Origin of the sequence: Demequina sediminis (assembly GCF_030296675.1) — a bacterium.
Taxonomy (GTDB): Bacteria; Actinomycetota; Actinomycetes; order Actinomycetales; family Demequinaceae; genus Demequina; species Demequina sediminis.
On record NZ_AP027736.1, the window covers coordinates 1,306,830 to 1,329,881 of the forward strand.

At 70.1% G+C, this 23,052-nt stretch carries 23 protein-coding genes and 2 pseudogenes; 11 read left to right on the forward strand and 14 right to left on the reverse strand.

From position 1 onward, the window contains the following. Positions 1-20: 20 nt before the first annotated feature. A complete protein-coding gene (locus QUE44_RS06640; RefSeq protein WP_286216588.1) occupies positions 21-848 on the reverse strand; it encodes a DUF4432 family protein in 828 nt (275 codons plus the stop codon). On the opposite strand from QUE44_RS06640, the gene QUE44_RS06645 reads away from it, so the two are divergent. Together QUE44_RS06645 and QUE44_RS06650 are read left to right on the forward strand one after the other, a co-directional pair. Beyond that, entirely contained in the window at positions 826-1,272 is a 447-nt protein-coding gene (locus tag QUE44_RS06645) for a DeoR/GlpR family DNA-binding transcription regulator (RefSeq protein WP_286216701.1), read from the forward strand. The two genes, QUE44_RS06640 and QUE44_RS06645, sit on opposite strands and share 23 nt — an antisense overlap. 244 nt (positions 1,273-1,516) lie before the next feature. Beyond that, positions 1,517-1,933, forward strand: coding sequence for a MarR family winged helix-turn-helix transcriptional regulator (locus QUE44_RS06650; RefSeq protein ID WP_433997189.1), 417 nt, complete (start codon positions 1,517-1,519; stop codon positions 1,931-1,933). Between the two features lie 11 nt (positions 1,934-1,944). On the opposite strand, the gene QUE44_RS06655 is transcribed toward QUE44_RS06650, so the two are convergent. The 3 genes from QUE44_RS06655 to QUE44_RS06665 form a co-directional block, all read right to left on the reverse strand. Continuing rightward, positions 1,945-2,103 carry a hypothetical protein gene (locus QUE44_RS06655; protein WP_286216589.1) on the reverse strand — a complete coding sequence of 53 codons (159 nt, stop codon included), beginning with the start codon at positions 2,101-2,103 and terminating at the stop codon, positions 1,945-1,947. A 9-nt stretch (positions 2,104-2,112) separates the two neighbouring features. Further along, a complete protein-coding gene (locus QUE44_RS06660; RefSeq protein ID WP_286216590.1) occupies positions 2,113-3,570 on the reverse strand; it encodes an NAD(P)/FAD-dependent oxidoreductase in 1,458 nt (485 codons plus the stop codon). 151 nt (positions 3,571-3,721) lie between these two features. Continuing rightward, positions 3,722-4,069: a phage holin family protein gene (locus QUE44_RS06665; RefSeq protein ID WP_286216591.1), complete on the reverse strand. Its 348-nt coding sequence runs from the start codon at positions 4,067-4,069 to the stop codon at positions 3,722-3,724. 292 nt (positions 4,070-4,361) lie between these two features. Here QUE44_RS06665 and QUE44_RS06670 point away from each other — a divergent pair, with 292 nt between their 5' ends. Beyond that, a complete protein-coding gene (locus tag QUE44_RS06670; RefSeq protein ID WP_286216592.1) occupies positions 4,362-5,984 on the forward strand; it encodes a cation:proton antiporter domain-containing protein in 1,623 nt (540 codons plus the stop codon). Between the two features lie 222 nt (positions 5,985-6,206). On the opposite strand, the gene QUE44_RS06675 is transcribed toward QUE44_RS06670, so the two are convergent. Beyond that, a complete protein-coding gene (locus QUE44_RS06675) occupies positions 6,207-6,620 on the reverse strand; it encodes a carboxymuconolactone decarboxylase family protein (protein WP_286216593.1) in 414 nt (137 codons plus the stop codon). Positions 6,621-6,913: 293 nt separating this feature from the next. On the opposite strand from QUE44_RS06675, the gene QUE44_RS06680 reads away from it, so the two are divergent. Both QUE44_RS06680 and valS read left to right on the forward strand, forming a co-directional pair. Beyond that, on the forward strand, positions 6,914-7,039 hold the full coding sequence (locus tag QUE44_RS06680) for a hypothetical protein (RefSeq protein WP_286216594.1): 126 nt from the start codon (positions 6,914-6,916) through the stop codon (positions 7,037-7,039). Between the two features lie 64 nt (positions 7,040-7,103). Next, a pseudogene (valS, locus tag QUE44_RS06685) lies at positions 7,104-9,865 on the forward strand (valine--tRNA ligase). A gap of 140 nt (positions 9,866-10,005) precedes the next feature. Here the strand turns inward: valS and QUE44_RS06690 are convergent. The 4 genes and pseudogenes from QUE44_RS06690 to QUE44_RS06705 all read right to left on the reverse strand — a co-directional run bounded on the left by QUE44_RS06690 (position 10,006) and on the right by QUE44_RS06705 (position 14,120). Further along, positions 10,006-10,947, reverse strand: coding sequence for an endonuclease domain-containing protein (locus QUE44_RS06690; protein ID WP_286216595.1), 942 nt, complete (start codon positions 10,945-10,947; stop codon positions 10,006-10,008). A 397-nt stretch (positions 10,948-11,344) separates the two neighbouring features. Beyond that, a pseudogene (gene clpX / locus QUE44_RS06695) lies at positions 11,345-12,600 on the reverse strand (ATP-dependent Clp protease ATP-binding subunit ClpX). A 229-nt stretch (positions 12,601-12,829) separates the two neighbouring features. Beyond that, positions 12,830-13,495, reverse strand: coding sequence for an ATP-dependent Clp protease proteolytic subunit (locus QUE44_RS06700; protein WP_286216704.1), 666 nt, complete (start codon positions 13,493-13,495; stop codon positions 12,830-12,832). A 46-nt stretch (positions 13,496-13,541) separates the two neighbouring features. Next, complete coding sequence (locus QUE44_RS06705) at positions 13,542-14,120, reverse strand: ATP-dependent Clp protease proteolytic subunit (RefSeq protein ID WP_286216705.1); 579 nt, start codon at positions 14,118-14,120, stop codon at positions 13,542-13,544. Between the two features lie 433 nt (positions 14,121-14,553). Between QUE44_RS06705 and QUE44_RS06710 the strand changes: the two genes are divergently transcribed. The 3 genes from QUE44_RS06710 to QUE44_RS06720 all read left to right on the forward strand — a co-directional run bounded on the left by QUE44_RS06710 (position 14,554) and on the right by QUE44_RS06720 (position 15,929). Beyond that, positions 14,554-14,901, forward strand: coding sequence for a DUF4190 domain-containing protein (locus QUE44_RS06710; RefSeq protein ID WP_286216596.1), 348 nt, complete (start codon positions 14,554-14,556; stop codon positions 14,899-14,901). Positions 14,902-15,015: 114 nt separating this feature from the next. After that, a complete protein-coding gene (locus tag QUE44_RS06715) occupies positions 15,016-15,471 on the forward strand; it encodes a DUF4190 domain-containing protein (protein ID WP_286216597.1) in 456 nt (151 codons plus the stop codon). Between the two features lie 98 nt (positions 15,472-15,569). Next, positions 15,570-15,929 carry a DUF4190 domain-containing protein gene (locus QUE44_RS06720; RefSeq protein WP_286216598.1) on the forward strand — a complete coding sequence of 120 codons (360 nt, stop codon included), beginning with the start codon at positions 15,570-15,572 and terminating at the stop codon, positions 15,927-15,929. A 76-nt stretch (positions 15,930-16,005) separates the two neighbouring features. Here the strand turns inward: QUE44_RS06720 and tig are convergent, their stop codons facing one another. After that, positions 16,006-17,337: a trigger factor gene (gene tig / locus QUE44_RS06725; RefSeq protein ID WP_286216599.1), complete on the reverse strand. Its 1,332-nt coding sequence runs from the start codon at positions 17,335-17,337 to the stop codon at positions 16,006-16,008. Between the two features lie 140 nt (positions 17,338-17,477). Further along, entirely contained in the window at positions 17,478-18,296 is an 819-nt protein-coding gene (locus tag QUE44_RS06730) for a hypothetical protein (protein ID WP_286216601.1), read from the reverse strand. Positions 18,297-18,399: 103 nt separating this feature from the next. Here QUE44_RS06730 and QUE44_RS06735 point away from each other — a divergent pair, with 103 nt between their 5' ends. Beyond that, positions 18,400-18,804, forward strand: coding sequence for a DUF1304 domain-containing protein (locus QUE44_RS06735; protein WP_286216602.1), 405 nt, complete (start codon positions 18,400-18,402; stop codon positions 18,802-18,804). Positions 18,805-18,841: 37 nt separating this feature from the next. Here QUE44_RS06735 and QUE44_RS06740 read toward each other — a convergent pair whose 3' ends face one another. The 3 genes from QUE44_RS06740 to QUE44_RS06750 form a co-directional block, all read right to left on the reverse strand. Continuing rightward, a complete protein-coding gene (locus tag QUE44_RS06740) occupies positions 18,842-19,399 on the reverse strand; it encodes an NYN domain-containing protein (protein ID WP_286216603.1) in 558 nt (185 codons plus the stop codon). 22 nt (positions 19,400-19,421) lie between these two features. Next, positions 19,422-19,748, reverse strand: coding sequence for a DUF2200 domain-containing protein (locus QUE44_RS06745; protein ID WP_425558024.1), 327 nt, complete (start codon positions 19,746-19,748; stop codon positions 19,422-19,424). Between the two features lie 68 nt (positions 19,749-19,816). Beyond that, on the reverse strand, positions 19,817-20,305 hold the full coding sequence (locus QUE44_RS06750) for a MarR family winged helix-turn-helix transcriptional regulator (protein WP_286216605.1): 489 nt from the start codon (positions 20,303-20,305) through the stop codon (positions 19,817-19,819). 89 nt (positions 20,306-20,394) lie between these two features. Between QUE44_RS06750 and QUE44_RS06755 the strand changes: the two genes are divergently transcribed. Together QUE44_RS06755 and QUE44_RS06760 are read left to right on the forward strand one after the other, a co-directional pair. Further along, complete coding sequence (locus QUE44_RS06755; protein WP_286216607.1) at positions 20,395-21,426, forward strand: LLM class flavin-dependent oxidoreductase; 1,032 nt, start codon at positions 20,395-20,397, stop codon at positions 21,424-21,426. Positions 21,427-21,429: 3 nt separating this feature from the next. Further along, on the forward strand, positions 21,430-22,962 hold the full coding sequence (locus QUE44_RS06760; protein ID WP_286216609.1) for an NAD(P)-binding domain-containing protein: 1,533 nt from the start codon (positions 21,430-21,432) through the stop codon (positions 22,960-22,962). Positions 22,963-23,052 lie beyond the last annotated feature (90 nt).

A 23,052-nucleotide genomic window follows, 5' to 3' on the forward strand; every position in this document is an offset into this window, starting at 1 on the left:
CCCTCACCCGAGGGTGAGCGTCACCCCGGCCGTGCGGGTCTCCCCGGCTCGAGCACCGGCGCCCCCGCGTGGGGACCGGAGCGATCCGTGCCAAACAGCGGAGCGTTCGTGGGTTCGATGCCGAGCGCCCAGCCGCCACGCGTCGGGTAGATCCACTGCACGCACCGCGGCAGGTCCTCGGCGCGCCAGGACACGGCTGCCTCGAGCGGCGCCCCCAGCGTCGCCTCACTCACCGCGGCGGGGGTCCGCACGACCGCCCGCGCGCGGCCCTGGCCGTCGACCGCGAGCCCGGTGTGCTCCCACACCGACTCGGTCGTGTGGTCGACCGGATAGGGGAACACCTCCCACGGCACGGCCTCGGCCGCGGCGTCCCGCGGCGTCCGTCCGAGCGCCGCGAGCGACACCGTGGTGCCCGGCACCACGACCGGCACCCCGAAGTTGACGTGATTGAGCACCGCGACGTCCGCGGGGGCGGGACCCTCGTTGACGATCACGTCTTCGACCAGCACCTCGGGCCGGCCCAGCGCGATCCGGATTCGCCTGCGCAGCGTCACGCGGCGCCCGAACACGCGGGACGAGTCGACCACTCCGCTCACCTCGACGTCGCCCTCGGGGGTGCGGGTGATCGCGACGTCCTCGGCGGGGGTGAGGTGGTGCGAGCCGTGCAGGCCCCGTCCGTCCCGCGCGGGGCCGATGTTGTCGAGGCCGCACGTGTCGAGCGCGCCGCCGCCGAACCGCCCGATCCAGCCCTCACCGGCCGGATCGAGAGCGCCGCCGCGCGGAATCATCAACGGCGGCACGACCACGCTCGCACTCGCGCGCCACCTGCGCGAGCGCTCGGACCTCACGGTCGCGACCAACAACCTGCTGTTGCCGAGCGAGATCAGCCCGACCGTCTACCGCAGCCTCTACCTCTTCGGAGGCACGGTGCGCCCGAGCGCGCAGGCGACCATCGGGCCCGTGACGTTCGCCCCCAACGGCAGCGCGGGCGTCGAGGTCAACGGCGACCTCGCTCTCATCTCGGTGGGCGGACTCACGGTGTCCGGCGGATACTCGACGTCGAACATCGCCGAGGCGCAGATGATGCGCGAGATGATGGACCGCTCCGAGGAGGTCGCGGTGCTTATCGACTCCACCAAGTTCGGGCGCAAGCTCTTCGCCCAGTTCGCGCCGCTCGAGGCGGCCACCTACATCGTGACCGAGGTCGCACCGCCCGAGGAGTTCGCCGAGGCCTTCGCCGAGCGCGGCATCCAGGTCATTCACCCCGACTGACCCGGCCCGGGCATCGTCCCGGCGCCCGCCCGTTGGTTGTAGATAAAACCTCCGCGTACGATGAGGAGATGCGCGCCGCCGCTCCCACCGCCCCCTGACCCACCCCGAACGGGTCGCGGTCGCGCGCCTGCACGCGCTGCTCGAGCTGCTCCCGACCGCGCTCGATCATCGGCTCGCCGGGGCGGGCATCACCGCATTCGAGTACTCGCTCCTCGAGGCGCTCCACGAGGCGCCGGACACCCGCATGCGCCTCAGCGCGCTCGCATCGCGCACCAACGCGACGCTGCCCCGCCTGTCGCGCGTGGTCACGAGCCTCGAACGAAAGGGCCTCGTCACGCGCACCCCGTGCGCGGAGGACGGGCGCGCCTTCAACGCCGTCCTCACCGAGTCCGGCGCGACGCTCTACCGCGACACGCTCCCCCTCCACGCCGACGCCGTGCGGGAGATGATTCTCGCGGACCTCACGGACGCGGACGTCGACGCCCTCGCGGAGCTCACGCTGAAGATCCTGGGCAGGCTCGACCCCAACCGTCGGCTCGCGATCACCGCAAGCCTCGCGGGCACCCCGTGCGCGGCCGATCCGGAGATCGCCTGCGCGGCGGACCCGGCGCCGCTCGGCGAGTCCTGCCCCGCCGACCCTCCCGCCTCACTCCCCGAATAGCCCCGCGCTCGTCAGTGGTGCTTCTGCGCGAGCCTCCACATGGTCCATGAGGTCCCGACGAACCGCGCGAACTGCACCACCACGTTGCGCCGCCTGCGCAGCTCCCTCGCGGTGGGCAGCGGCGCCTGCGCGAGGCGCTCGTCCGTGGTGCGCTGATCGATGTTGTCCATGGCCGCCTCCTACTCCGGGATCCAGGTCCAGCCCGGACGGGCCTTCGCCTTGTAGATGAACAGGGTGTGGAGCATGCGCTTGACCCAGTGACCCGCGAGCCCGATCTCCCCGCGCGTGGCGCGCAGGTCGCGACCGGTCTCGGGGTACTTCTCCCAGTCGGGCACCACGGGGCTCATGGTCATCGACGCCGCCGTGCCCGAGCGCATCCCGTGTCCCGCCGACGCCACGCACGCGGCCGCCATCTCCGACATCGACGCGCCGTGCGTGGGCTCGGGGGCGCCGCGGAGGATCATGTCCGCGATCGACTTGGCGACCACCTTGCCCATGGTTCCGGAGGGCATGCCGGTGCGCGGGGGCGACGGCGCGACCGCCAGCCCGTCGGGAGTCGCGCGCGGCTTCGAGATCTGGTGGGGCGGCGCGAATGCGATGCCCACCGCGAACACGTTCCGGTAGGTCGGGTTCTGATACGTGCGCGGCCAGTCCTTGGCGCTCCACTCCTCGTAGGGCCGGGGCGTGTAGTCCGCGTCGACCTTGAGGAAGCCCGAGGGGGCGAAGATCGTCGAGGTGATGTCCGCACCCGCGCGGTCGTAGGCCTTCCAGTCGTTGCCCTTGAACGGCGGCAACAGCATCGCGAAGTCGAAGCCGAGGTCGCGGTGCGAGCCGTCGAGTTGGTCGTAGTGGATGACGCCCGGCTCGATCGAGGTCACGGCCGCGCCCGTGATGGCGCGCACCCCGCGCTCGCGGAACAACGACTCGGTCCACAACTGCGAGGTGGTCCGGAAGCCGTTCTGCTCGAACTGCATCCCGCCCACGCCGAAGTCGCCAAGCTCGTTCTCGTTGGTGAGGTAGACGATGTCCGCGTTGTCGCGCACGCCCGCCTCCCGCAGCTCGTGCTCGACGTTGAACGTGTACTCGAACGCCGCCCCCTCGCACGTGCACGTGCCGTGCCCGACCCCGATCACGACCGTCTGCTTGCGCGTCCTGAGGATCCCCTTGAGTTCCTCGAGACGGGACGATGCCTCGGTCGCGTGATCGGGCGTGCACACCGACAGGGTGTGGCCGCCGTCGGGGCCAAGGCCCGGCGTCGCGCCGAAATTCAGCTTGGGGCCGGTCGCGTTGACGACGTAGTCGTAGCGCAGCCTCTCGATCTCGCCCTCGCGGCCAGGCGACGTGTGTTCTACCTCCACCGCGGGGCGCGCATCGTCGGCGTCGCCGTCGGGCCACAGCGCAAAGGCCTTGGCCTGGACGAACGTCACGCCCTTCTTGGCGTAAATGGGGGCGAGGTCGAACACCACGTCCTCGTGGGACATCTTGCCCACTCCCACCCAGATGTTCGAGGGAATCCAGTTGTAGGTGGGCTTGGGGTTGACCACCACCACCTCATGCTCCTTGGGCAGGAGCTTGCGCAGGTAGAGCGCTGCGGTGTGGCCGGACACTCCGGCACCCAGGACAACCACGCGGGCCATGCCGATCACCTTCTCTGTCGATGAAAGAGGGCTCGACGTTGAGCCCCCTCCTCGACACTACTATACCCGTGGGGGTATCAGGCGCGAGGGCCCAAGGTCCCGGGCTCGCGCGCTCAGTCGCGACGCCTATTCACCTGGTTGCGCAGGAAGATCAGCGGCAGCACCAGGGTCGCGGCGGCGGTGATGAGCCACACCAGGATCGTCGCGAGCACCCACGTGGAGACCCGTCGATCGACAACCCATCGACGATCAGCGTGGTGATGAGCAGCGCAACGAAGGTCGACACCAGGCCCACGCCGCCGATGAACGCGTTCGCATACTTGCGCGTCATCTTGAACACGAAGGGCGCGAGAAGGCTCTGCGCGATCGCAAAGATGACGGTGGCGGTCGCCAGCGCCACGAAGTCGATCGTGAAGCCGTCGAGCACGAGCGACGTGATCCACAGCCCCAGGGCGGCGGAACCAAGGAAGATCAGCGCGTTCACCAGGAACCTCACCATGACGCTGACGCTACTCCACGGTGCCCGCGCGTGCGCGGCGACCAGCGCGATCGGCCGCGAGCGCGCGACCCCGGCATCGTCCCGAATCCCGCCGTTGACACGACGAAGGCGCCTCCCGGGGAGAGGCGCCTTCGTGTGCTGTCGACGTCCGGCCGCCAGGGACTCGTGGCCGGATAAGACGATGCGGTCTAGGACCTTGTGCCCGGAACACTAGCGCACGCCAGGACATTCCCGAGGTGCGGGCGAGTGCACCGGCAATCTGCCCGTCACGTGCCCCCGGTAGAATCGGCACATGTTGCACCATGCCCCGCTGATCACGACCATCGCGGTGGGCCTGGTTGCCGCCTTCATCCTCGGCTTCATCGCGCAGAAACTGCGCCTGTCTCCGATCGTGGGCTATCTCACCGCGGGACTCGTCGTCGGGCCGTACACCCCGGGGTATGTGGGGGACGTGGATCTCGCGACACAGTTGAGCGAGATCGGCGTGATCCTGCTGATGTTCGGCGTCGGGCTCCACTTCTCCTTCCGCGAACTCCTCGCGGTGCGCAAGATCGCCATCCCCGGCGCGATCGCGCAGATGACGTTCGCCACCGTGCTGGGCACGGGGCTCGGCTTCCTCATGGGCTGGGGCACCGCGGGATCACTGCTCTTCGGGCTCGCGCTCTCCGTCGCGTCGACCGTGGTGCTGCTGCGCGCGCTCGAGGAGCGGCAGCTGCTCGACACACGCGCGGGTCACATCGCGGTCGGGTGGTTGATCGTCGAGGACCTCGCCATGGTCATCGCGCTGGTCGTGGTGCCGGTGCTCGCGGGCGACGGCGCGACCGGCGGGGAGCTCTTCACCGAGCTCGCGTTCACCGTCCTGCGGGTGGGCGGCTTCGTGGCACTCATGTGGATCGTGGGTAGGCGCGTCATCCCGTGGACGCTCGCGCGCGTCGCGGACACGGGTTCACGCGAGCTCTTCACGCTCGGCGTGCTCGCGATCGGGCTCGGCGTCGCCGTGGGAGCGGCGTGGATGTTCCAGGTGTCGTTCGCGCTCGGCGCGTTCTTCGCGGGCATGATCCTGCGCGAGTCGAGCCTCGCACACCGCGCCGCCGAGGACTCGCTGCCGCTGCGCGACGCGTTCGCGGTGCTGTTCTTTGTCGCGGTGGGAATGCTGGTCGACCCGAGCATCATCCTGCGCCAGCCGCTCGCGCTGATCGCGACCGTCGCGATCATCGTCGGCGGCAAGTTCATCATCGCGTTCGGCCTGGTGCGCGCGCTCAAGTACTCGCGCTCGATGGCGCTCGTGATCGCCGCGTCGCTCGCGCAGATCGGCGAGTTCTCGTTCATCCTCGTGACGCTGGGCGCGGACCTCGACGTGCTCCACCAGGACGCGCGGGACCTCGTGCTCGCCGGTGCGATCTTCTCGATCATCCTCAACCCGCTGATCTTCGCGTGGGTGTCGAGGTACTACGCGCGCAAGCACGAGGAGAACGATCCCGAGGAGGAGGCCTTGCCCGTCGCCACCACGGCTCAGGGTCACGTGATCGTCGTGGGCTACGGCCGCGTGGGCGCGCGAGCCGCGCAAGCGCTCTGGGATCAGGGCGTGCCGACCGTGGTGGTCGACGACGACGAGGACCGTGTCAAGGCGATCCGCGAGGACGGGCACGAGGCGATCCTCGGCAACGCCGCGCGCGGCAAGGTGCTGCGTGCCGCGGGAATCGAGTCGGCACGTGCGGTGCTGGTCGGGGTGCCCGATCCGCTCAACGCGGGCGCCGTGGTCGCCAAGGCGCGGTCGCTCGCTCCCGACGCGGACATCGTGGCGCGCGGCCATCGCGAGCCCGACGTCGCGTACCTCGAGGAGCAGGGCGCGAGCCACGTGCTCGTGGGCCCCCACGAGGTGGCCGACCTCATGGTGACGCGCGTCGCCGACTAACGGCGCCCGCCTGCCACCCGCACCCACCCGGCGCCCACCCACGCCCATCCGCGCCCATCCTCGCGGCTCCGCCACACGCGGCCACGGCTCCGCCACACGCCGCCACGGCTCCGCCACACGCCTGCGCGCCATGGGACGCTCACGGTCGCTTTCGAGAGGTCAGTGCTCGCCATGGGACAACCACGGTCGCGCGCACCCGCAGCCGTGTGGCGGAGCCGCCGCCTAGTCCGTCCCCCGCAGCACGCGATTCCACGCGGACGTGATCGCGACCGTCTCGACGATCGCCCCCAACTGCGCGGCATTGAACCACGCGCCGGCGTCCGCACGGGCAGCGGGCTCGAGCGCTCGCGGCGCATCGGTCAGTACCTCCGCCAAGCGCAGCGCCGCGACATCCCCGTCCGACACGAGTCCCGCGCGAATCTGCAGCGCCGGCCGCGCGAGCGCGCTGATGACGTCAGGCCGCGCACCCGAGCGCGCAAGCGACTCCGAGTGGACGCGGATCGAGCGGTGACATCCGTTGAGGTGAGAGACCCGCAGCCGCAGCATGTCGCGCAGCCGCGGCTCGAGCACGTCGCCCGCACGCGACTCGAGATCCTCCAGCGCCTTGAGGAACCCGGCGCCCACCCTCGCCTCCATGCGCCAGAGGCTACCCGGGCATCGTCCCCACACGACCCATCCGCGCCGCGGCGGCGCGCGAACCCCTCGCGACGCCGGAGACTCGCGGGCACTGAGGTGCCCGCGGGGTGTCGGTGCGGGCACGTCCCGCCTCGACGTCCCGGCTCACGCGTCCCGGCGATGTCGGAGCACGATGCTTGGATGGGAGGGTCGATGATCGCAGGGACCGCATGGCGTGCGGAGGTCGCCGTGGACCTCGACGCGGCGCGCGATCGCCGGCACGCTGCCCGCGTTTCTGGGGGCAGGCGTATCAGGTGTGGACCGTGCCGCTCGACGGGACGGCGGCCATCGCGGTGTCGGTCGAGCCGTGGGATCCGGCCGAGCCCGAGCGGGGCTCGACCACGCCCACCGAGGTCGTGGCCGCGGTCGAACTCGCCTAGCCCGGGCATCGTCGCTGGGCCCGGGCCGCCCGGGCGACCACTGCATCGTCCCCGCTCTGGAAGAATGTCCCCCATGACTGCGCGCATCCCCGACAAGGCCACCGTTGACGGACTCGAGGACCGCTGGAACGAGGCCTGGGAGGCCGCCGGCACGTACCGCTTCGACGAGTCCGCGACTCGCGAGCAGGTGTACTCGATCGACACCCCTCCGCCCACGGTGTCGGGCTCGCTGCACGTGGGCCACGTGTTCTCGTACACGCACACCGACGTGGTCGCGCGCTTCCAGCGCATGCGCGGCCGCGAGGTCTTCTACCCGATGGGGTGGGACGACAACGGGCTGCCCACCGAGCGCCGCGTGCAGAACTACTACGGCGTGCGCTGCGACCCCACGCTCCCCTACGTCGAGGGTTACGAGCCCCCGTTCGAGGGCGGCGAGGGCAAGTCGGTCAAGGCGGCCGACCAGCAGCCCATCTCGCGCCGCAACTTCGTTGAGCTGTGTGAGCGCCTCACCGCGGAGGACGAGAAGCAGTTCGAGGCGCTGTGGCGCCACCTGGGCCTGAGTGTCGATTGGTCCCGCACGTACCAGACCATCTCTCCTCCTCGCAGGCCGTCGCCCAGCAGGCCTTCCTGCGTGGGCTGTCGCGCGGCGAGTGCTACCAGGCCGAGGCCCCCACGCTGTGGGACGTGACGTTCCGCACCGCGGTCGCGCAGGCCGAGCTGGAAGACCGCGAGCGTCCCGGCGCGTATCACCGCATCGCGTTCGAGCCGGCGGCGGACATGGAGGAGAAGACGGGCTCGTACGCCTCGGTGTACATCGAGACCACGCGCCCCGAGCTGCTGCCCGCGTGCGTGGCCCTGGTGGCCCACCCCGACGACGAGCGCTACCAGCACCTCTTCGGCACCCACGTGCGCACGCCGCTGTTCGGCGTCGAGGTGCCCGTCGTGGCTCACCACCTTGCCTCGCCCGACAAGGGTTCCGGCATCGCAATGATCTGCACGTTCGGCGACGTCACGGACGTGACCTGGTGGCGCGAGCTGCGTCTGCCTACGCGCCCGGTGCTCGGTTGGGACGGGCGGCTGCTCGCCGAGGCCCCCGAGGGCATCACCTCTCCTGAGGGCGTCGCTGCATACGGTGAGCTCGCCGGGCTCACGGTGTTCAGCGCGCAGCAGCGCGTGGTCGAGATGCTGCGCGAGGCGGGGGTGCTCGACGGCGAGCCCAAGCCAACGCAGCACCCCGTCAAGTTCTTCGAGAAGGGCGACAAGCCCCTCGAGATCGTCACCACCCGCCAGTGGTACATCCGCAACGGCGGCACGGACCGCGCCCTCAACGACGCGCTCGTGGCCCGCGGCTCGGAGCTCGACTTCGAGCCCGACTTCATGCGCGTGCGCTACGAGAACTGGGTGCGTGGCCTTACCGGCGACTGGCTGATCTCGCGACAGCGCTTCTTCGGCGTGCCGATCCCGGTCTGGTATCCCGTGCTCGCCGACGGCTCCCCCGACTACGACCACCCGATCGTGCCGAGCGAGGACGCGCTGCCCGTCGACCCCTCGGTGGACGTGGCGCCCGGCTTCGACGCATCGCAGCGCGACGTCCCCGGCGGCTTCACAGGCGAGAAGGACATCATGGACACGTGGGCGACGTCCTCGCTCACCCCGCAGATCGTGTGCGGCTGGCGCGACAACCCCGGGCTGTTCGCCGCGACTTTCCCCATGGACCTGCGCCCCCAAGGGCAGGACATCATCCGCACGTGGCTGTTCTCCTCCGTGGTGCGTTCGCACCAGGAGCACGGCACGCTGCCGTGGAAGCATGCCGCGATCTCGGGCTGGATCCTCGACCCGGACCGCAAGAAGATGTCGAAGTCGAAGGGCAACGTCGTCACACCCATGGGGCTGCTCGAGACCCACGGGTCCGATGCCGTGCGTTACTGGGCGGCCGCCGCTCGCCTGGGCACGGACGCGGCCTTCGACGAGGGCCAGATGAAGATCGGCCGTCGCCTCGCGATGAAGGTGCTTAACGCCTCCAAGTTCGTGCTCGGCGCGACCGGCATCGCGACGGTGGCAGCGGAGTCGCTCGAGGAGGGCCTGCGCGCGACCGCGCACGTCACCACGAGCGCACCCGTGACCGAGCCGCTCGACCGAGCGATGCTCGCGGCACTGGCGGACGTGGTCGACACCGCGACCGCCGCGCTGTCCGCGTACGACCACACGCGTGCTCTCGAGGTCGCGGAGACGCTGTTCTGGACCTTCTGCGACGACTACCTGGAGCTCGTGAAGACCCGCGCCTACGACGGCGCGGCGCCCGGTGAGGCGATCGACCCGTTCGCGCCGTGCTCCCCTGGCGCGGCCTCCGCGCGCGCCACGCTCACCCTCGCGCTGCACACGTTCCTGCGCCTCTTCGCCCCCGTGCTGCCGTTCGCGACCGAGGAGGTGTGGAGCTGGTTCCAGGAGGGATCCGTGCACCGCGCATCCTGGCCCGACTCGGCGCGGGTGCGTGCCGTCGCGGGCGAGGACACCCCCGGTGCGCCGCTGCTCGCGGCCGCGGGCGAGGCGCTGTCCGTGCTCCGCAAGGTCAAGTCCGAGGCGAAGGTGTCGCAGCGCACCGAGATCGCGTCCATCGACCTGCTGGTCCCCGAGGCCAAGGTCGCGTGGGTTCGTGCGGCGGAGGCCGACCTCCGTGCCGCGGGACGCGTGTCCGCGATGCAGATCGTGGACGCGAGCCTGGCCCTCGAGCCCGGTGTGGACGGACTGGCGCCCGAGGACGGATCGAACGACGAGATCGCGGACCCGACCGTGATGCGGACGGAGAACGCGCGCCTGGCGGAGTAGGGACTCGCCCTCCTCCCCCACCCCTGCGCGCCCGCTTCACCCACCCCAGCGCGCCCGCTTCACCCACCCCTGCGCGCCCACGTCAGCCACCCCAGCGCGCTATGGGACGCTCATCGTCGGTTTCGCGAGGTTTGAGCGTCCTATGGGACGGTGAGTGTCGTTGACCGCGACCGGATCACTCCCCTGACGAGGGCGCGACACCACTCGGGCCGCTCGGTGATGTCGCGATAGCTGAGGCGCAGCGTAAGGATGCCGACCGTCGCGAGCGTCGCGTCGCGCGTCATGTCTCGCTGCCGCTGCTCGGGATCCGAGTGGTACGTGTCCCCGTCGAGCTCGATGGCCGTCATAGTCTCGGGGTCATAAGTGTCGATCCGGAAGCGCTCGCCGTCGACGCGTGCCCAGTGTTGACGCGCAAGCCTCGCGAACTCCTTGGTGTTGAACACCTTCCGTAGCCCTCGCTCCTCGAGGTAGCTCTCGGCTCCGCGGGCGCCCGCATCGATGCGTCGCATCAGCTCGCGCCGCATCGGGCACCTCGGCACGCGGTCGAGCGCTTGACTCAGCGCGCGCGGAGAGGTCAGGCCAGAGCGCAACGCGGCATAGAACGCCGATGCGCGGTCTCGGGGCGGCAACGCGCCATAGCCGAAGATCACCGCCAGATCTGGCCCCACCACGGTCGCCCTCCCCAGGCGGGTCGTGGGAGGTCGGTAGCTCAGCCTGCGGACCACGATCCACCCGGGCGGCCGCGGTCGATCCGCGTGAGGCACCACCACCTCGATGACCTCGGGCGGATGGGCAGCGAAACCCCAGGCAAACATCGCCGCGGCACCTGACAGCGCGGCGTTGGGGCCGGCCCACAGGAGCGCGGCGTCGACCCGCGCCAGAAACGAGTCCGCGTGAAGCGCCGACACGTAGGCGTTGGGCAGGAGGCGCACTACCTCTCCTCGGTCGATCGCGGTCCGAGCCTTGCGCGCCGAGGACATCCCCACGAGCTCATCGAACGTGAAGGCCCGCGGCGTGCGCCGCAACACGTCCGTGAGCGCAGACGGTTCGGCGACGCGAGGAAGCGGACGCAAGTGAGTCATGAGTCCAGGTGTAAGACGCGCGGGCGCCGCTCATGCCCGCCGATAGCGATGCCGTGGACCACTGGCGCGAGGCGCCGGGCCGTGGACATCACCCGGTCGAGAGTGGCGTCCGACAACCACCGTCCCATGGGACGCCAGAACCCCCGAAATCGACCATGAGCGTCCCATAGCGCGCGGGGGTGGGTGGAGAGCGGGTGGGCGCGCGGGGGTGGGTGGAGAGCGGGTGGGCGCGCGCAGGGGTGGGCTGAGAGCGGGTGGGCGCGCGCAGGGGTGGGCTGAGAGCGGGTGGGCGCGCGCAGGGGTGGGCTGAGAGCGGGTGGGCGCGCGCAGGGGTGGGCTGAGAGCGGGTGGGCGCGCGCAGGGGTGGGCTGAGAGCGCGCCGCGCTCCCGCTCGGGCCTACGCCGCGCCCTGCTCCTCTGCCCGGCCCTCGTAGGCGGGCATCGCACGCGAGATGACGGTGTCGCGAGTGACGGTGACGCGAGCGATGTCGTCGCGGCCCGGGACGTCGAACATCGTCTCCTGGAGGACCTCCTCCATAATCGCGCGCAGTCCGCGCGCCCCGGTGCCGCGCTCAAGCGCCTGCTCCGCGATGGCGCGCACCGCCTCGGGCGTGAACTCGAGCTCCACGTTGTCGAGCTCGAACATGCGCTGGTACTGCTTCACCAGCGCGTTCTTGGGGCCGGTGAGGATGAGCACCATCGCCTCGACGTCGAGCGGGTTGACGGTCGCGATCACGGGCATGCGCCCGATGAACTCGGGGATGAGCCCGAACTTGTGAAGGTCGGCCGGCGTCACCTCGGAGAAGAGGTCGGTGTTGTCCGACTCCTTGAGGGTCGCCCCGAAACCGATCCCCTTGCGTCCCACGCGCGAGCTGATGATCTCCTCGAGGCCCGCGAATGCGCCGCCCAGGATGAACAGCACGTTGGTGGTGTCGATCTGGATGAACTCCTGGTGCGGGTGCTTGCGCCCGCCCTGCGGCGGCACCGACGCGACCGAGCCCTCGAGGATCTTCAGGAGCGCCTGCTGCACGCCCTCGCCCGACACGTCGCGCGTGATCGAGGGGTTCTCTGCCTTGCGCGCAACCTTGTCGATCTCGTCGATGTAGATGATGCCGCGCTGCGCCTTGTCGACGTCGTAGTCGGCGGCCTGCAGCAGCTTGAGCAGGATGTTCTCGACATCCTCGCCCACATAGCCGGCCTCGGTCAGCGCCGTGGCGTCCGCGATCGCGAAGGGCACGTTGAGCATCTTTGCGAGCGTCTGCGCGAGGTAGGTCTTGCCGGTGCCGGTGGGACCGATGAACAGCACGTTTGACTTGGCGATCTCGACCTGGTCGTCGTCGCCCTTGAGGCGGGTCTCCCCGCACGCACGCGCTTGTAGTGGTTGTACACCGCGACGGACAGCGCACGCTTGGCCTGGTCCTGGCCCACGATGTACTGCCCCAGGAAGTCGAAGATCTCGCGCGGCTTGGGAAGCTCGGTGAGCTCCGCCTCGACCTGCTCGGCGAACTCCTCCTCGATGATCTCGTTGCACAGCTCGATGCACTCATCGCAGATGTACACGCCGCCGCCCGCGATGAGCTTGCGCACCTGCTTCTGCGTCTTTCCGCAGAACGAGCACTTCAGCAGGTCGCCGCTGTCAGCGGGTCGATTCATCGGGGAGCTCCTCTCACGAACGAATCCGTGCTCAAACCAGGCTACCTACGGGGTCAGACAGCGGGGCGGCGACGCGCCGACAGACACCGAGCCCGTCGCATGTAGCAGGGACGATGCTCGCCCCCGATGCACGATCGTGACCTTCCGCGCGGCCCCAGGAAAGTAGCGAGGGGCGCGCGCCGCCACCGCAGTGACCGCGCACGCCCCTCCCGGACTGCGTGAGAGCGAGTTACGCTCCCGCGGGGTGGACCGCCGAGACTCCCTTGCGTGACTCGAGCACCTGGTCCACGAGGCCGTACTCGCGCGCCTGCTCGGCGGACAGGAACGTGTCGCGCTCGATGTCCTCGCGCACCTTCTCCGGCTTCTGGCCCGAGTGGAACGCGAGGGTGTTCTCGAGCCACTCGCGCATGCGGAGCATCTCCTCGGCGTAGATCTCGATGTCGGAGGCCTGCGCACGCGCGCCGCCCTCGATGCGCGGCTGGTGAATCATGACGCGAGCGTTCGGAAGCGCGAGGCGCTTGCCGGGGGTGCCCGCGGCGAGCAGCACGGCGGCGGCGGATGCGGCCTGGCCCAGGCACACCGTCTGCACCTCGGGCTTGATGTACTGCATCGTGTCGTATATCGCGGTGAGCGCGGTCTGCGAGCCACCGGGGCTGTTGATGTACAGCGTGATGAGCCGGTCGGGGTCCTGCGACTCCAGGACGAGCAGCTGCGCCATCACGTCGTCGGCCGAGGCATCGTCAATCTGGACACCCAGGAAGATGATGCGGTCCTCGAACAGCTTCGCGTACGGGTCCTGGCGCTTGAAGCCGTAGGCCGTCCGCTCCTCGAACTGAGGAAGGATGTATCGCGACGACGGTGCGGCGGCGCCGCCCCGTACGCCCCGCCACCGAATACGCCGGCCGTGCGTCCGGCCGCCTGGAATGCGCGCTGAATCTCGCTCACGCCTTGCCTCCCTGGGACTTGTCGCCGGCTTCGGCGGCGTGGGTGATGACCTTGTCGACGAACCCGTACTCGAGCGCCTCGGTCGCGGTGAACCAGCGGTCGCGGTCCGCGTCCTTGTTGATCTGCTCGACGGTCTTGCCGGTCTGCGTCGCGGTGAGCTCCGCGAGCACCTTCTTCATGTGCATGATGAGCTCCGCGTTGATGCGGATGTCCGTCGCGGTGCCGTAGATGCCGCCCGAGGGCTGGTGCATCATGACGCGAGCATGGGGCGTGGCGTAGCGCTTGCCCTGCGCGCCCGAGCTGAGCAGGAACTGGCCCATCGAGGCCGCCATGCCCATCGCGACGGTCGCGACATCGGGCTTGATGTACTGCATCGTGTCGTAGATCGCCATGCCCGCGGTGATCGATCCGCCGGGGCTGTTGATGTACAGGTAGATGTCCTGGTCCGGGTCCTCCGCCGCCAGCAGCATCAACTGAGCGCAGATGGCGTTCGCGTTGTCGTCGCGCACCTCGTCGCCGAGCCAGATGATGCGCTCGCGCAGCAGCCGGTTGAAGATGGAGTCATTGAGGCCCATGCTGGGCCCCTCGCCTCGTGCCGTGATCTCGTTCACGTGTGTCCTCCTGTCGAGCGTCCTGACCGACATTAACGCGCGCAGGCGACGGGACGATGCCGTTTCCCGCCTGGTTTCGCTACGGGGAGAACACCGCGGACGGGCCGTTCGCCACGCGCGTAGCGGCGCGATGCGTGGAGACCGGACACCGGAGGCGCCCGCGCACGGCGCGGGTCGGTAACGATGCGGTGTTTCGCCTGGTTTGAGCGGTGGCGCAGGCGCTAGTCTCGCCACGGGCGCGAGGGACGCGCCACACTCAGGCGCCACTCCAAGGAGCATCCATGAGCACCAACGATCCGTTCTCCTCGCAGCCGGGCGAGCAGGGCATGCGCCCGGCCGAGCCGAGCGCTCCCGCGGGGTTCACCCCGCAGGAGCCGACTCCGTAGCAGTCCACCCCGTGGGGCACTCCCCCGAGGGCGGCTACGCGCCCGCCGGTCAGGCACCGATTCCCCCGGCTCCCGCCGCCCCGCCGGCGCCCGGCTACCAGCAGGCCTACTACCCGCCCGCGCGTCCGCCGAAGAGCTGGATGAACATCACGTCCTTCATCACGTCGCTGCTCGGGCTCAGCATCGTCGGGATCATCTTCGGTCACCTGGGCGTCAACGCCGCCAAGCGCGGTGAGGCGGACTACAAGGGACTCGGCATTGCGGGCCTGGCCATCGGATACCTCGGCCTCGTCGTGGGTGTGATCTGGGTGATCGCGGTCATCGCGTTCTTCGCCACCGGCGAGACCACGAGCTACTAGGGGATGCCCCGATCCGCCCGCCCGAATGATCGGGCGGGCGGACGATGCGTCGGCGGGTCTCCCCGCACTACCGTCGGAGGCGGAGGCGGCCAAGGGGCCGCCGAGGAGGAAGACATGTCAGACGCACCCCGCGACCCCGTCAACCCGGCCGACCAGGCCGAGCCCATGCCGTCGTACCAGACGGCCCCGCCGCCCGCGCCCGCCCCGCAGGCACCGTACGCGCAGGCTCCCTACGGCCAGCCGCAGTACGCCGCGCAGCCGTACACGCAACCGCCGGCCCCCGCGGGCACCACGGACAAGAACTGGATGGGCATCACGTCGCTGATCCTGTCGCTCGCGGGCCTGTTCACCGGCATCACCGCCATCGCCGGAATCGTCTTCGGACACCTCAGCCTGAGCGCGGTCAAGCGCGGCGAGGCGGACAACCGAGGAGTCGGACTCGCGGGCCTCATCACCGGCTACGTCATCACGGCTCTCGGCATCATCGGCCTGATCCTGTTCGTGATGGCCATCGGATGGGTGGGCGTCGAATGCGGCGGTTCCGACCCCGCGGCGTGGTGCGAGTCCTAAGGTCACCGCGCCCCCGCGCTGCCCTCGCCGCGCCCGCTCGCCCCTGCACGACTAGCGTGGATCACGGCCCCGTCGCGTCCACCAGGAGGAGCACCACCATGACCGTACCCCCGCAGCCCGACCAACCCGGGATGCCGCCCGTCGCCCAGCCGGGCTACGTTCCGCCCGCACCGCCCGCCGCGTCCAAGCCCAAGACCTGGATGAACATCACGTCGCTCGTCACGAGCCTGCTCGGGCTCGGGCTGGTCGGCGTCATCTTCGGCCATCTCGGGGTGAGCGCGGCCAACAAGGGCCAGGCGGATCTCAAGGGGCTCGGCATCGCGGGCCTCATCCTCGGCTATCTCGAGATCGTCGCGGCCATCGTGCTCGCGATCGTATTCATCGCGCTGATCAACAACTGCGCCAACGATCCCGCGTGTGTCGACTGGTGGTCGAACCTGGAGACCACCTCGTCCTAGGCGCGACACCCCGGACAGCACGAGACCCCGGCCACCTCACGGTGGTCGGGGCCTCGTCGCGTCTGTCAGGCGCGGACTACTCGGCAGCCTTCTCGTCGGCGGCCTCGGTCGCCTCGTCCTTCTTCTCGTCCTCGAGCGAGCCGATCACCTCGGAGAGGTCGACGGCGGCACCCGTGGTGTCGACCACGGTCGCGCGGCGCAGCGCGAACGCGGTGGCCTTCGAGCGGGCGACCTCGGCCACCATCGCGGGGATCTGGCCCGCCTGCTCGACCTGCTGAATGAACGTGCCCGGGTCCATGCCGTACTGGCGCGAGGCGTTGATGAGGTAGTCGAGGAGCTCGGGCTGCTCGACCTCGATGTCGAGGTCGTCGGCGAGCTGGTCGAGGAGGATCTGCGTGCGCAGGGCCTTGGTGGCCTCCTCGGTGACCTCGGCGCGGTGCTCGTCGTCCTCGAGGCGGTTCTCGTTCTCGAGGTGGCTGTGCACCTCGTTCTCGATCACCTTCTTGGGGAGCTCGAAGTCGGTGGCCTCGGTGAGCTGCTCGAGCAGCTTCTCGCGGGCCTCCATCGCCTGGTTGTTCGCCTTGATCTTGGCGGCCTGGACCTTGAGGTCCTCGCGCAGCTCCGCGATCGTGTCGAACTCCGACGCGAGCTGGGCGAAGTCGTCGTCCGCCTCGGGCAGCTCGCGGGTCTTAACGGCCGTCACCTTGATGGTGATCGACGCGGTCTCGCCCGCGTGGTCACCCGCGGCGAGCGGGCCGTCGAACGTGGTCTCCTCGTCGGCGGACAGTCCCGTGACGGCCTCGTCGAGGCCCTCGAGCATGTTGCCCGCACCCACCTGGTACGAGGTGCCCTGCACGGAGTCGATGGTCTCGCCATCGATCACCGCGGTGAGGTCGAGCGTGACGAAGTCGCCATCCGCGGCGGGACGGTCGACACCCACGAGGGTGCCAAAGCGCTCGCGCAGCGCGTCGAGTCGCGCGTCGACGTCCTCGTCCGAGATCTCCGCGGGCTCGACCTCGATCGTGAGGTCGGCGGGCGCGGGAAGCGTCACCTCGGGGCGCACCTCGACGATCGCGGTGAACTCCAGGCCCTCGTCGCCCTCGACGACGCCGGGGATCTTGGTGACCTCGACCTCGGGCTGGCCGAACGGGCGGATGCCCGTCTCGCGCACCGCCGCGGAGTACCAGCCGGGAAGGCCGTCGTTGACGGCGTGCTCGATGATCGCACCCTTGCCCACGCGCTGCTCGAGCACCTTCGCCGGTACCTTGCCCTTGCGGAAGCCGGGGATCTGGACCTCGCGGCCCACGTGCTCATAGGCGTGCGCCAGGCTGTCGGCGAGGTCCGCCTCGGTGAGGTTGACCGTCAGCTTGACGGTGGTGGCGTCGATCTTCTCGAGGGCGCTGGTCACTACGTACTCCTGTGGGTGGATGGTGGGGCCCGCGGGTGCTCCGTCGGCTCCCGTGTTCGGGCAACCGTCCCATGGTACCCGGCACGCGCGGAGGTCCCAATTCGGAGGGGACGATGCCGGGGGCACCCCCGCGCGAGGGCCTAGCGGGCGGTCTCGGGGAGTCCCTCGCGGCGCCATTCGACGGTCTGGACCACCCAGAACGCCGCGAAGAGCGCGAGCAGCAGCGCCTCGACCCAGAAGATCAGCGTGCCGGTGCCCACCGTGTCCGCGCGGCGCTGGACCACGTAGACCACGATCCCCCACGCGATGACAGCCGCGATGCCCGCCGCGACGCCCTGGTACAGCCTGCGCAGGCCCACGTGGCGTCCCGCGACCTCGACCTCGCGTCGCGTCTCGCGCGCGTTGACCAAGGCGATCACCACCATGAGACCGAACGCGGGGATCGCGGCGGCGTAGTGGCCGTAGTCGAGCAGCCAGGCGCGCACGCCCTCGCCCCACCACCGCGCGAAGCCGGGGACGTAAAGCAGCCACACCGCGACTCCCGCCGCGATCCCCACCCGGTCCGGCCATGTGCCCCATCCCTGGGATCGCAGCGTCCACAGCGCAAAGGCAAGACCCAGCACCGCGAGCCACCCCAGGGCCCCGATCGCGCGGTCGACCTCGGGCAGGAACTCCTCGGGCACGCAGCGCTCGGTCGCGGAACCACATAGCGACTCGTCGAGCACCGGCGTGGGGATGATCGCGACCAGCACCAGCAGGATCGCGGCACCGATGAGCGTGCTCACGAAGATGGGCTGCACCGCGGTGTAGAAGTACGCGCTGATGGACCCGTGCGGGGGCCAGCCGGCGTCGACAATCTCGAGCGCGAGGGCGATAAACAACAGCGCGATCGCCGCCACGATCGCGACCCGTAGGTACAGGTAGGTGCGGACCGTCGGCTCGGCCAGGTGACGGGTCATGGGGACGTCCTCCCGTGCAGTGCTCTCCACTATCCCCGCCCGCGCGATCCCGCGCGAACCGGAGGCCCCCGCCCCCGCATCGTCCCCTCCCTAGACTGGCGCCATGACTGCCGTCGCCTTGGTGCTCGCAGGACTCGCCGCGCTCGTTCACGTGTACATCTTCTGGCTCGAGGCGGTCGCGTGGATGCGCCCGTCCACCCGGGCGGTGTTTGGCATCGCGTCGGAGGACGATGCCAGGGTCACTCGGTCGCTGGCGTACAACCAGGGCTTCTACAACCTCATGCTCGCGGTCGTCACGCTCGTCGGGATCGCGATGATCGCGGCGGGGTCGTCGTCGGGCTCGACCGCGGCGGGCGCGGCGCTCGTGTTCGCGGGCTGCGGGTCGATGGCCGTCGCCGCTCTCGTGCTCGTGACGGCGTCGCGCGATCACGCCGGCGCGGCCGCGAAGCAGGGCGTGCTGCCGCTGCTCGCGGTCGTCGCTCTCGCGGTCGCGCTCGTCGCGGCGTAGCCGCGCCTCCTCCAGGGTCGCGGCGTAGACGCGCGGCCTACAGGAACGCTGCCGGGTCGAACTCGTCGATCGGGATGATCCTCACGCGCGGCAACTGCGCGGTGAAGGCCTCGACGTCGTACTCGAGGTCGAAGAACTCGACGCCGCGGTCGACCAGCTGACCCAGCGCGCCGTTGCGGAACTCGACGAAGCCCACGACGCCCACGCGTCGTCCCTCGAACGGGTGGTCGAGCGCCTCGACGAAGTCGCCGTCGTTGCTCACCAGCATGAGGTCGGCCTCGCGGCGGCGCAGCTCGTCGAGCGTGCGCTGAATCGCGATGTCGACCACCTTCTGGCCCGGCGCTCCCGACAGCGGGATCGGGCGGTAGCCCATCGCGAGCAGCGCCTGCACGAAGCTCATGGGGAGGTCGCTGTTCGCGGCGAGGAAGAACAGCCCGGCAGCCGGCTGACCCCACTCGTCGCGCGCGAAGTGCAGGAGGCGGTCCCAGCGCGGCCGCTCCTCGGGGCGAGGGCGCCGGCCCAGGATCGAGTTGCCGAGCGTGGCGTCGATGTTCTCCCCGTCGACAAGGACGTAGGTGGTGCGAGGCGTGGCCATGCGTCGAGCCTAGAGGTGCGGGTCAGTCGCCGCGAAGCACCTTGTCCATCGCCTTACCCCGCGCGAGCTCGTCGACCAGCTTGTCGAGGTAGCGGATCTGCTGCATGAGCGGGTCCTCGATGTCCTCGACCCTGATCCCGCAGATGACCCCCGTGATGAGGCCCGCGTGGGGGTGGAGGCGCGCCTGCGCGAAGAAGTCCTCGAACGTGGTGCCCGCGTCGAGGTGGGCGCGCACCTCCGCGTCGCTGTAGCCGGTGAGCCAGCGGATGACCTCGTCGACCTCTGCGGCCGACCGCCCCTTGCGCTCGACCTTCGCGACGTACAGGGGGTAGACCCGCGCGACCGGCATCGTGAAGACCTTGCTCACGTGTGTCAGCGTAACCCCGGTCCGCGGGTCGGCGGGGCGGATGGGAGCGCCTAGTCTTCCCGGGCTCGCTGCGTGTGGGAGGCGAGGGCGGCCATGGCATCGTTCAGGGCGGCGAGCTGCTCGGGAGTGAGCCCCCGCGCGAACTCCTCCTTGACCGCCCGCAGGTGCGGCGCCGTGGCCGCCCGGAACAGCCGCTCGCCGTCCTCGGTCAGCACCACTTCGGCGCCGCGGCTATCACCCTCGACGCGCTCGCGGCGCACCAGGCCGCGCCGCTCCATGCGTCCCAGGTGGTGCGAGAGGCGGCTTCGCTCCCAGCCCACGTGGTCGGCCAGGTGCGAGGAGCGCATGCGTCGCTCGGGATGCTCGGTGAGCGCGACCAGCACCGCGTAGTCGCCCCCGGACAGGCCGGTCTCCTCGAGAAGGCGACGCATGACGACTCCGGTGACGCGCTCCGACGTCTCGACGAAGAGCCGCCACGTGTCGAACTCGGCGCGCGTGAGGGACCGCTTGCGGCGCGGGGCGGAGGAGGGAATGCTCATGAGTGGCCCTTTGTTTGACACGTCAACCACTACTGATCATGATTGACATATCAATCATACTGACCTCGACGCCACGGAGGCGACCCACCATGACTGCCCTGGAATTTGGCCTCGACACCTTTGGTGATCTGCCCACCACGGACGCGGGAGAGCTCGCGAGCCACCCCGAGGCGATTCGCCAGGTGGTGGCCGAGGCCGTCCTCGCCGACCGCCTGGGCGTCGACGTCTTCGCCGTCGGCGAGCACCACCGCGAGGAGTACGCGATCTCCTCCCCCGAGACCGTGCTCGCGGGCATCGCGACGCAGACCAGCCGCATCCGGCTCGCGTCCGGCGTCACGGTGCTCAGCTCCGACGACCCCGTGCGCGTCTTCCAGCGCTTCGCGACCGTCGACGCACTCTCCCACGGGCGCGCCGAGGTCATCCTGGGTCGCGGCTCGTTCACCGAGTCCTTCCCCCTCTTTGGCTACGACCTCAGCGACTACGACACACTCTTCGAGGAGAAGATCGAGCTGTTCTCGCAGCTCCTCACAGAGGAGCCCGTGACGTGGAGCGGCACCATGCGCGCGGCCCTCCACGAGGCGGACGTGTTCCCCAAGACCGAGTCCGGCAAGCTCTCGACGTGGGTGGGCGTGGGCGGCTCGCCGCAGTCCGTGGTCCGCACCGCGAAGTACGGTTTCCCACTCATGCTCGCGATCATCGGCGGCAGCCCCGAGCGCTTCGCCCCGTACACCGACCTCTACCGTCGCGCCGCCGAGCAGTTCGGCACGACCGCGCACCCGATCGGCATGCACTCCCCCGGCTTCATCGCGGACACCGACGAGGAGGCTCGCGAGATCTTCTTCCCGAGCTACAAGGTGATGCGCGACAGGATCGGCCGCGAGCGCGGCTGGCCGCCCATGAGCCGCGAGGAGTTCGAGAATGAGGTCGCTCACGGCTCGATGTACGTCGGCTCCCCCGCCACGGTCGCGCGCCGCATCGCGGATGCCGTCACGGCGCTCGGGGTCGGCCGCTTCGACCTCATCTACTCGGGCGGACCGCTCCCCATGACCGCGCGCCTGCGTGCGGTCGAGCTCTACGGCTCGGAGGTCATCCCCCTGGTCCGCGAGATCCTGGCGGACTGACGGGTGAACCAGCCACAGGCATCGTCCCTTCCTCACGCCACGACCGTGAGCATCCTGGGCGCGGGCAAGGTGGGCACCGTCCTGGCGAGGCTCGCGGTGGGCGCGGGGTACCGCGTGCTCGTGAGCGGGTCGGGCGACCCGTCGGCGATCGCCCTGACCGTCGACGTGCTCGCGCCGGGGGCGATCGCGACCACGGCGGCCGATGCTGCGGCGCTGGGGGACGTGGTGATCCTGGCCCTGCCGCTGGGCAAGTACGCGTCGCTTCCGGCCGATGCTCTCGAGGGCAAGCTCGTGGTGGACGCGATGAACTACTGGTGGGAGGTGGACGGCGAGAGGGACGACCTCACGGACCCGCGCACCACCACGAGCGCGATCATCCGCGACTTCCTGCCCGCCTCGCGCGTCGTCAAGGCGTTCAACCACATGGGCTATCACGACCTCGACGAGGGGCACCGCCCCGCCGGCGCTCTCGACCGCAAGGCGATCGCCGTCGCGGGTGACGACCCCGAGGCGAGGAGGCGGTCGCGGCGCTGGTCGACGCGCTCGGCTTCGATCCGGTGGTGCTCGGAGCGTTGGACGAGGGCGCAATCCTCGAGCCGGGGCGCGCGCTGTTCGGGGCAAATCTGGGTGCCGCCGAGTTGCGCGCCGTCGTGGACGCGCACCGGAGCACCACGCGCGCTTGACCCTCACACTGTGTCAGGGTGGAGCGTGGATTCCGCCATGTACACCATCGGAGAATTCGCCGCCCTGGGCAGGGTCAGCCTCAGAATGCTGCGTCACTACGACGCGACGGGCCTGCTCACGCCCGCGAGCATCGACCCCCACAACGGCTACCGCCGCTACGCGATTCACCAGCTCCCACAGCTGCTGAGGATCGTGGAGCTCAGGCAGCTCGGCGTGGGCCTCGCGCGCATCGCCGACGTGATCGCTGCCGACGACCAGGATGCCGCGTTGCATGCCGTGCTCACCGAGCGCCGCAGCGAGCTTGAGGCATCGGTGGCCGACGACCGCGCCCGCATCGCCCGGATCGAGCGACGTCTCCTCGCCCTGGAAGGAACCACCATGTCTGACGTCATCTACAGAAGCGTCGAGCCCGTCACCGTCTACGCCGCACACGAGTACGCACAGGGGATGGGGCCCGAGAATGTGGGGCCGGTCGTGGGGCCGCTCATCGAGCGCCTCGACCGCGCGCTGGCCGCGGCCGGTCGACCCTGCCTCGAACCCGGCATCTTCTGGTACGACGCCGAGCCGGACGACAGGTTCTCGGTGCACGTCTCCTACACCGCCGAGGCCCAACCCGTCGCTGGCCCGGGCTACGACGTGGTCGCACTCCCCGCCATGCCCACGGCGGCGACGCTGCTCCACCGCGGCGACATGACCGGGATCGGCGAGTCGTGGTCGGCACTCATGGAGCGGATCGCGGCGGACGGGTACCGAGTGGTCGGAGCGGCGCGCGAGGTCTACCTCGAGGCGGACGGCCACGTGCCGGGGCCCGACTGGGTGACGGAACTGCAGGTGCCGGTCGAGCGCGTGTGACCGCTTCCCTCGCGAGGGCTCGGTCGCCTTAGCGCCCTCCAGGCCGGGCCTCCCTACCTGCCTGAAGGGCGAGAGGCGCTCGCGGACGTC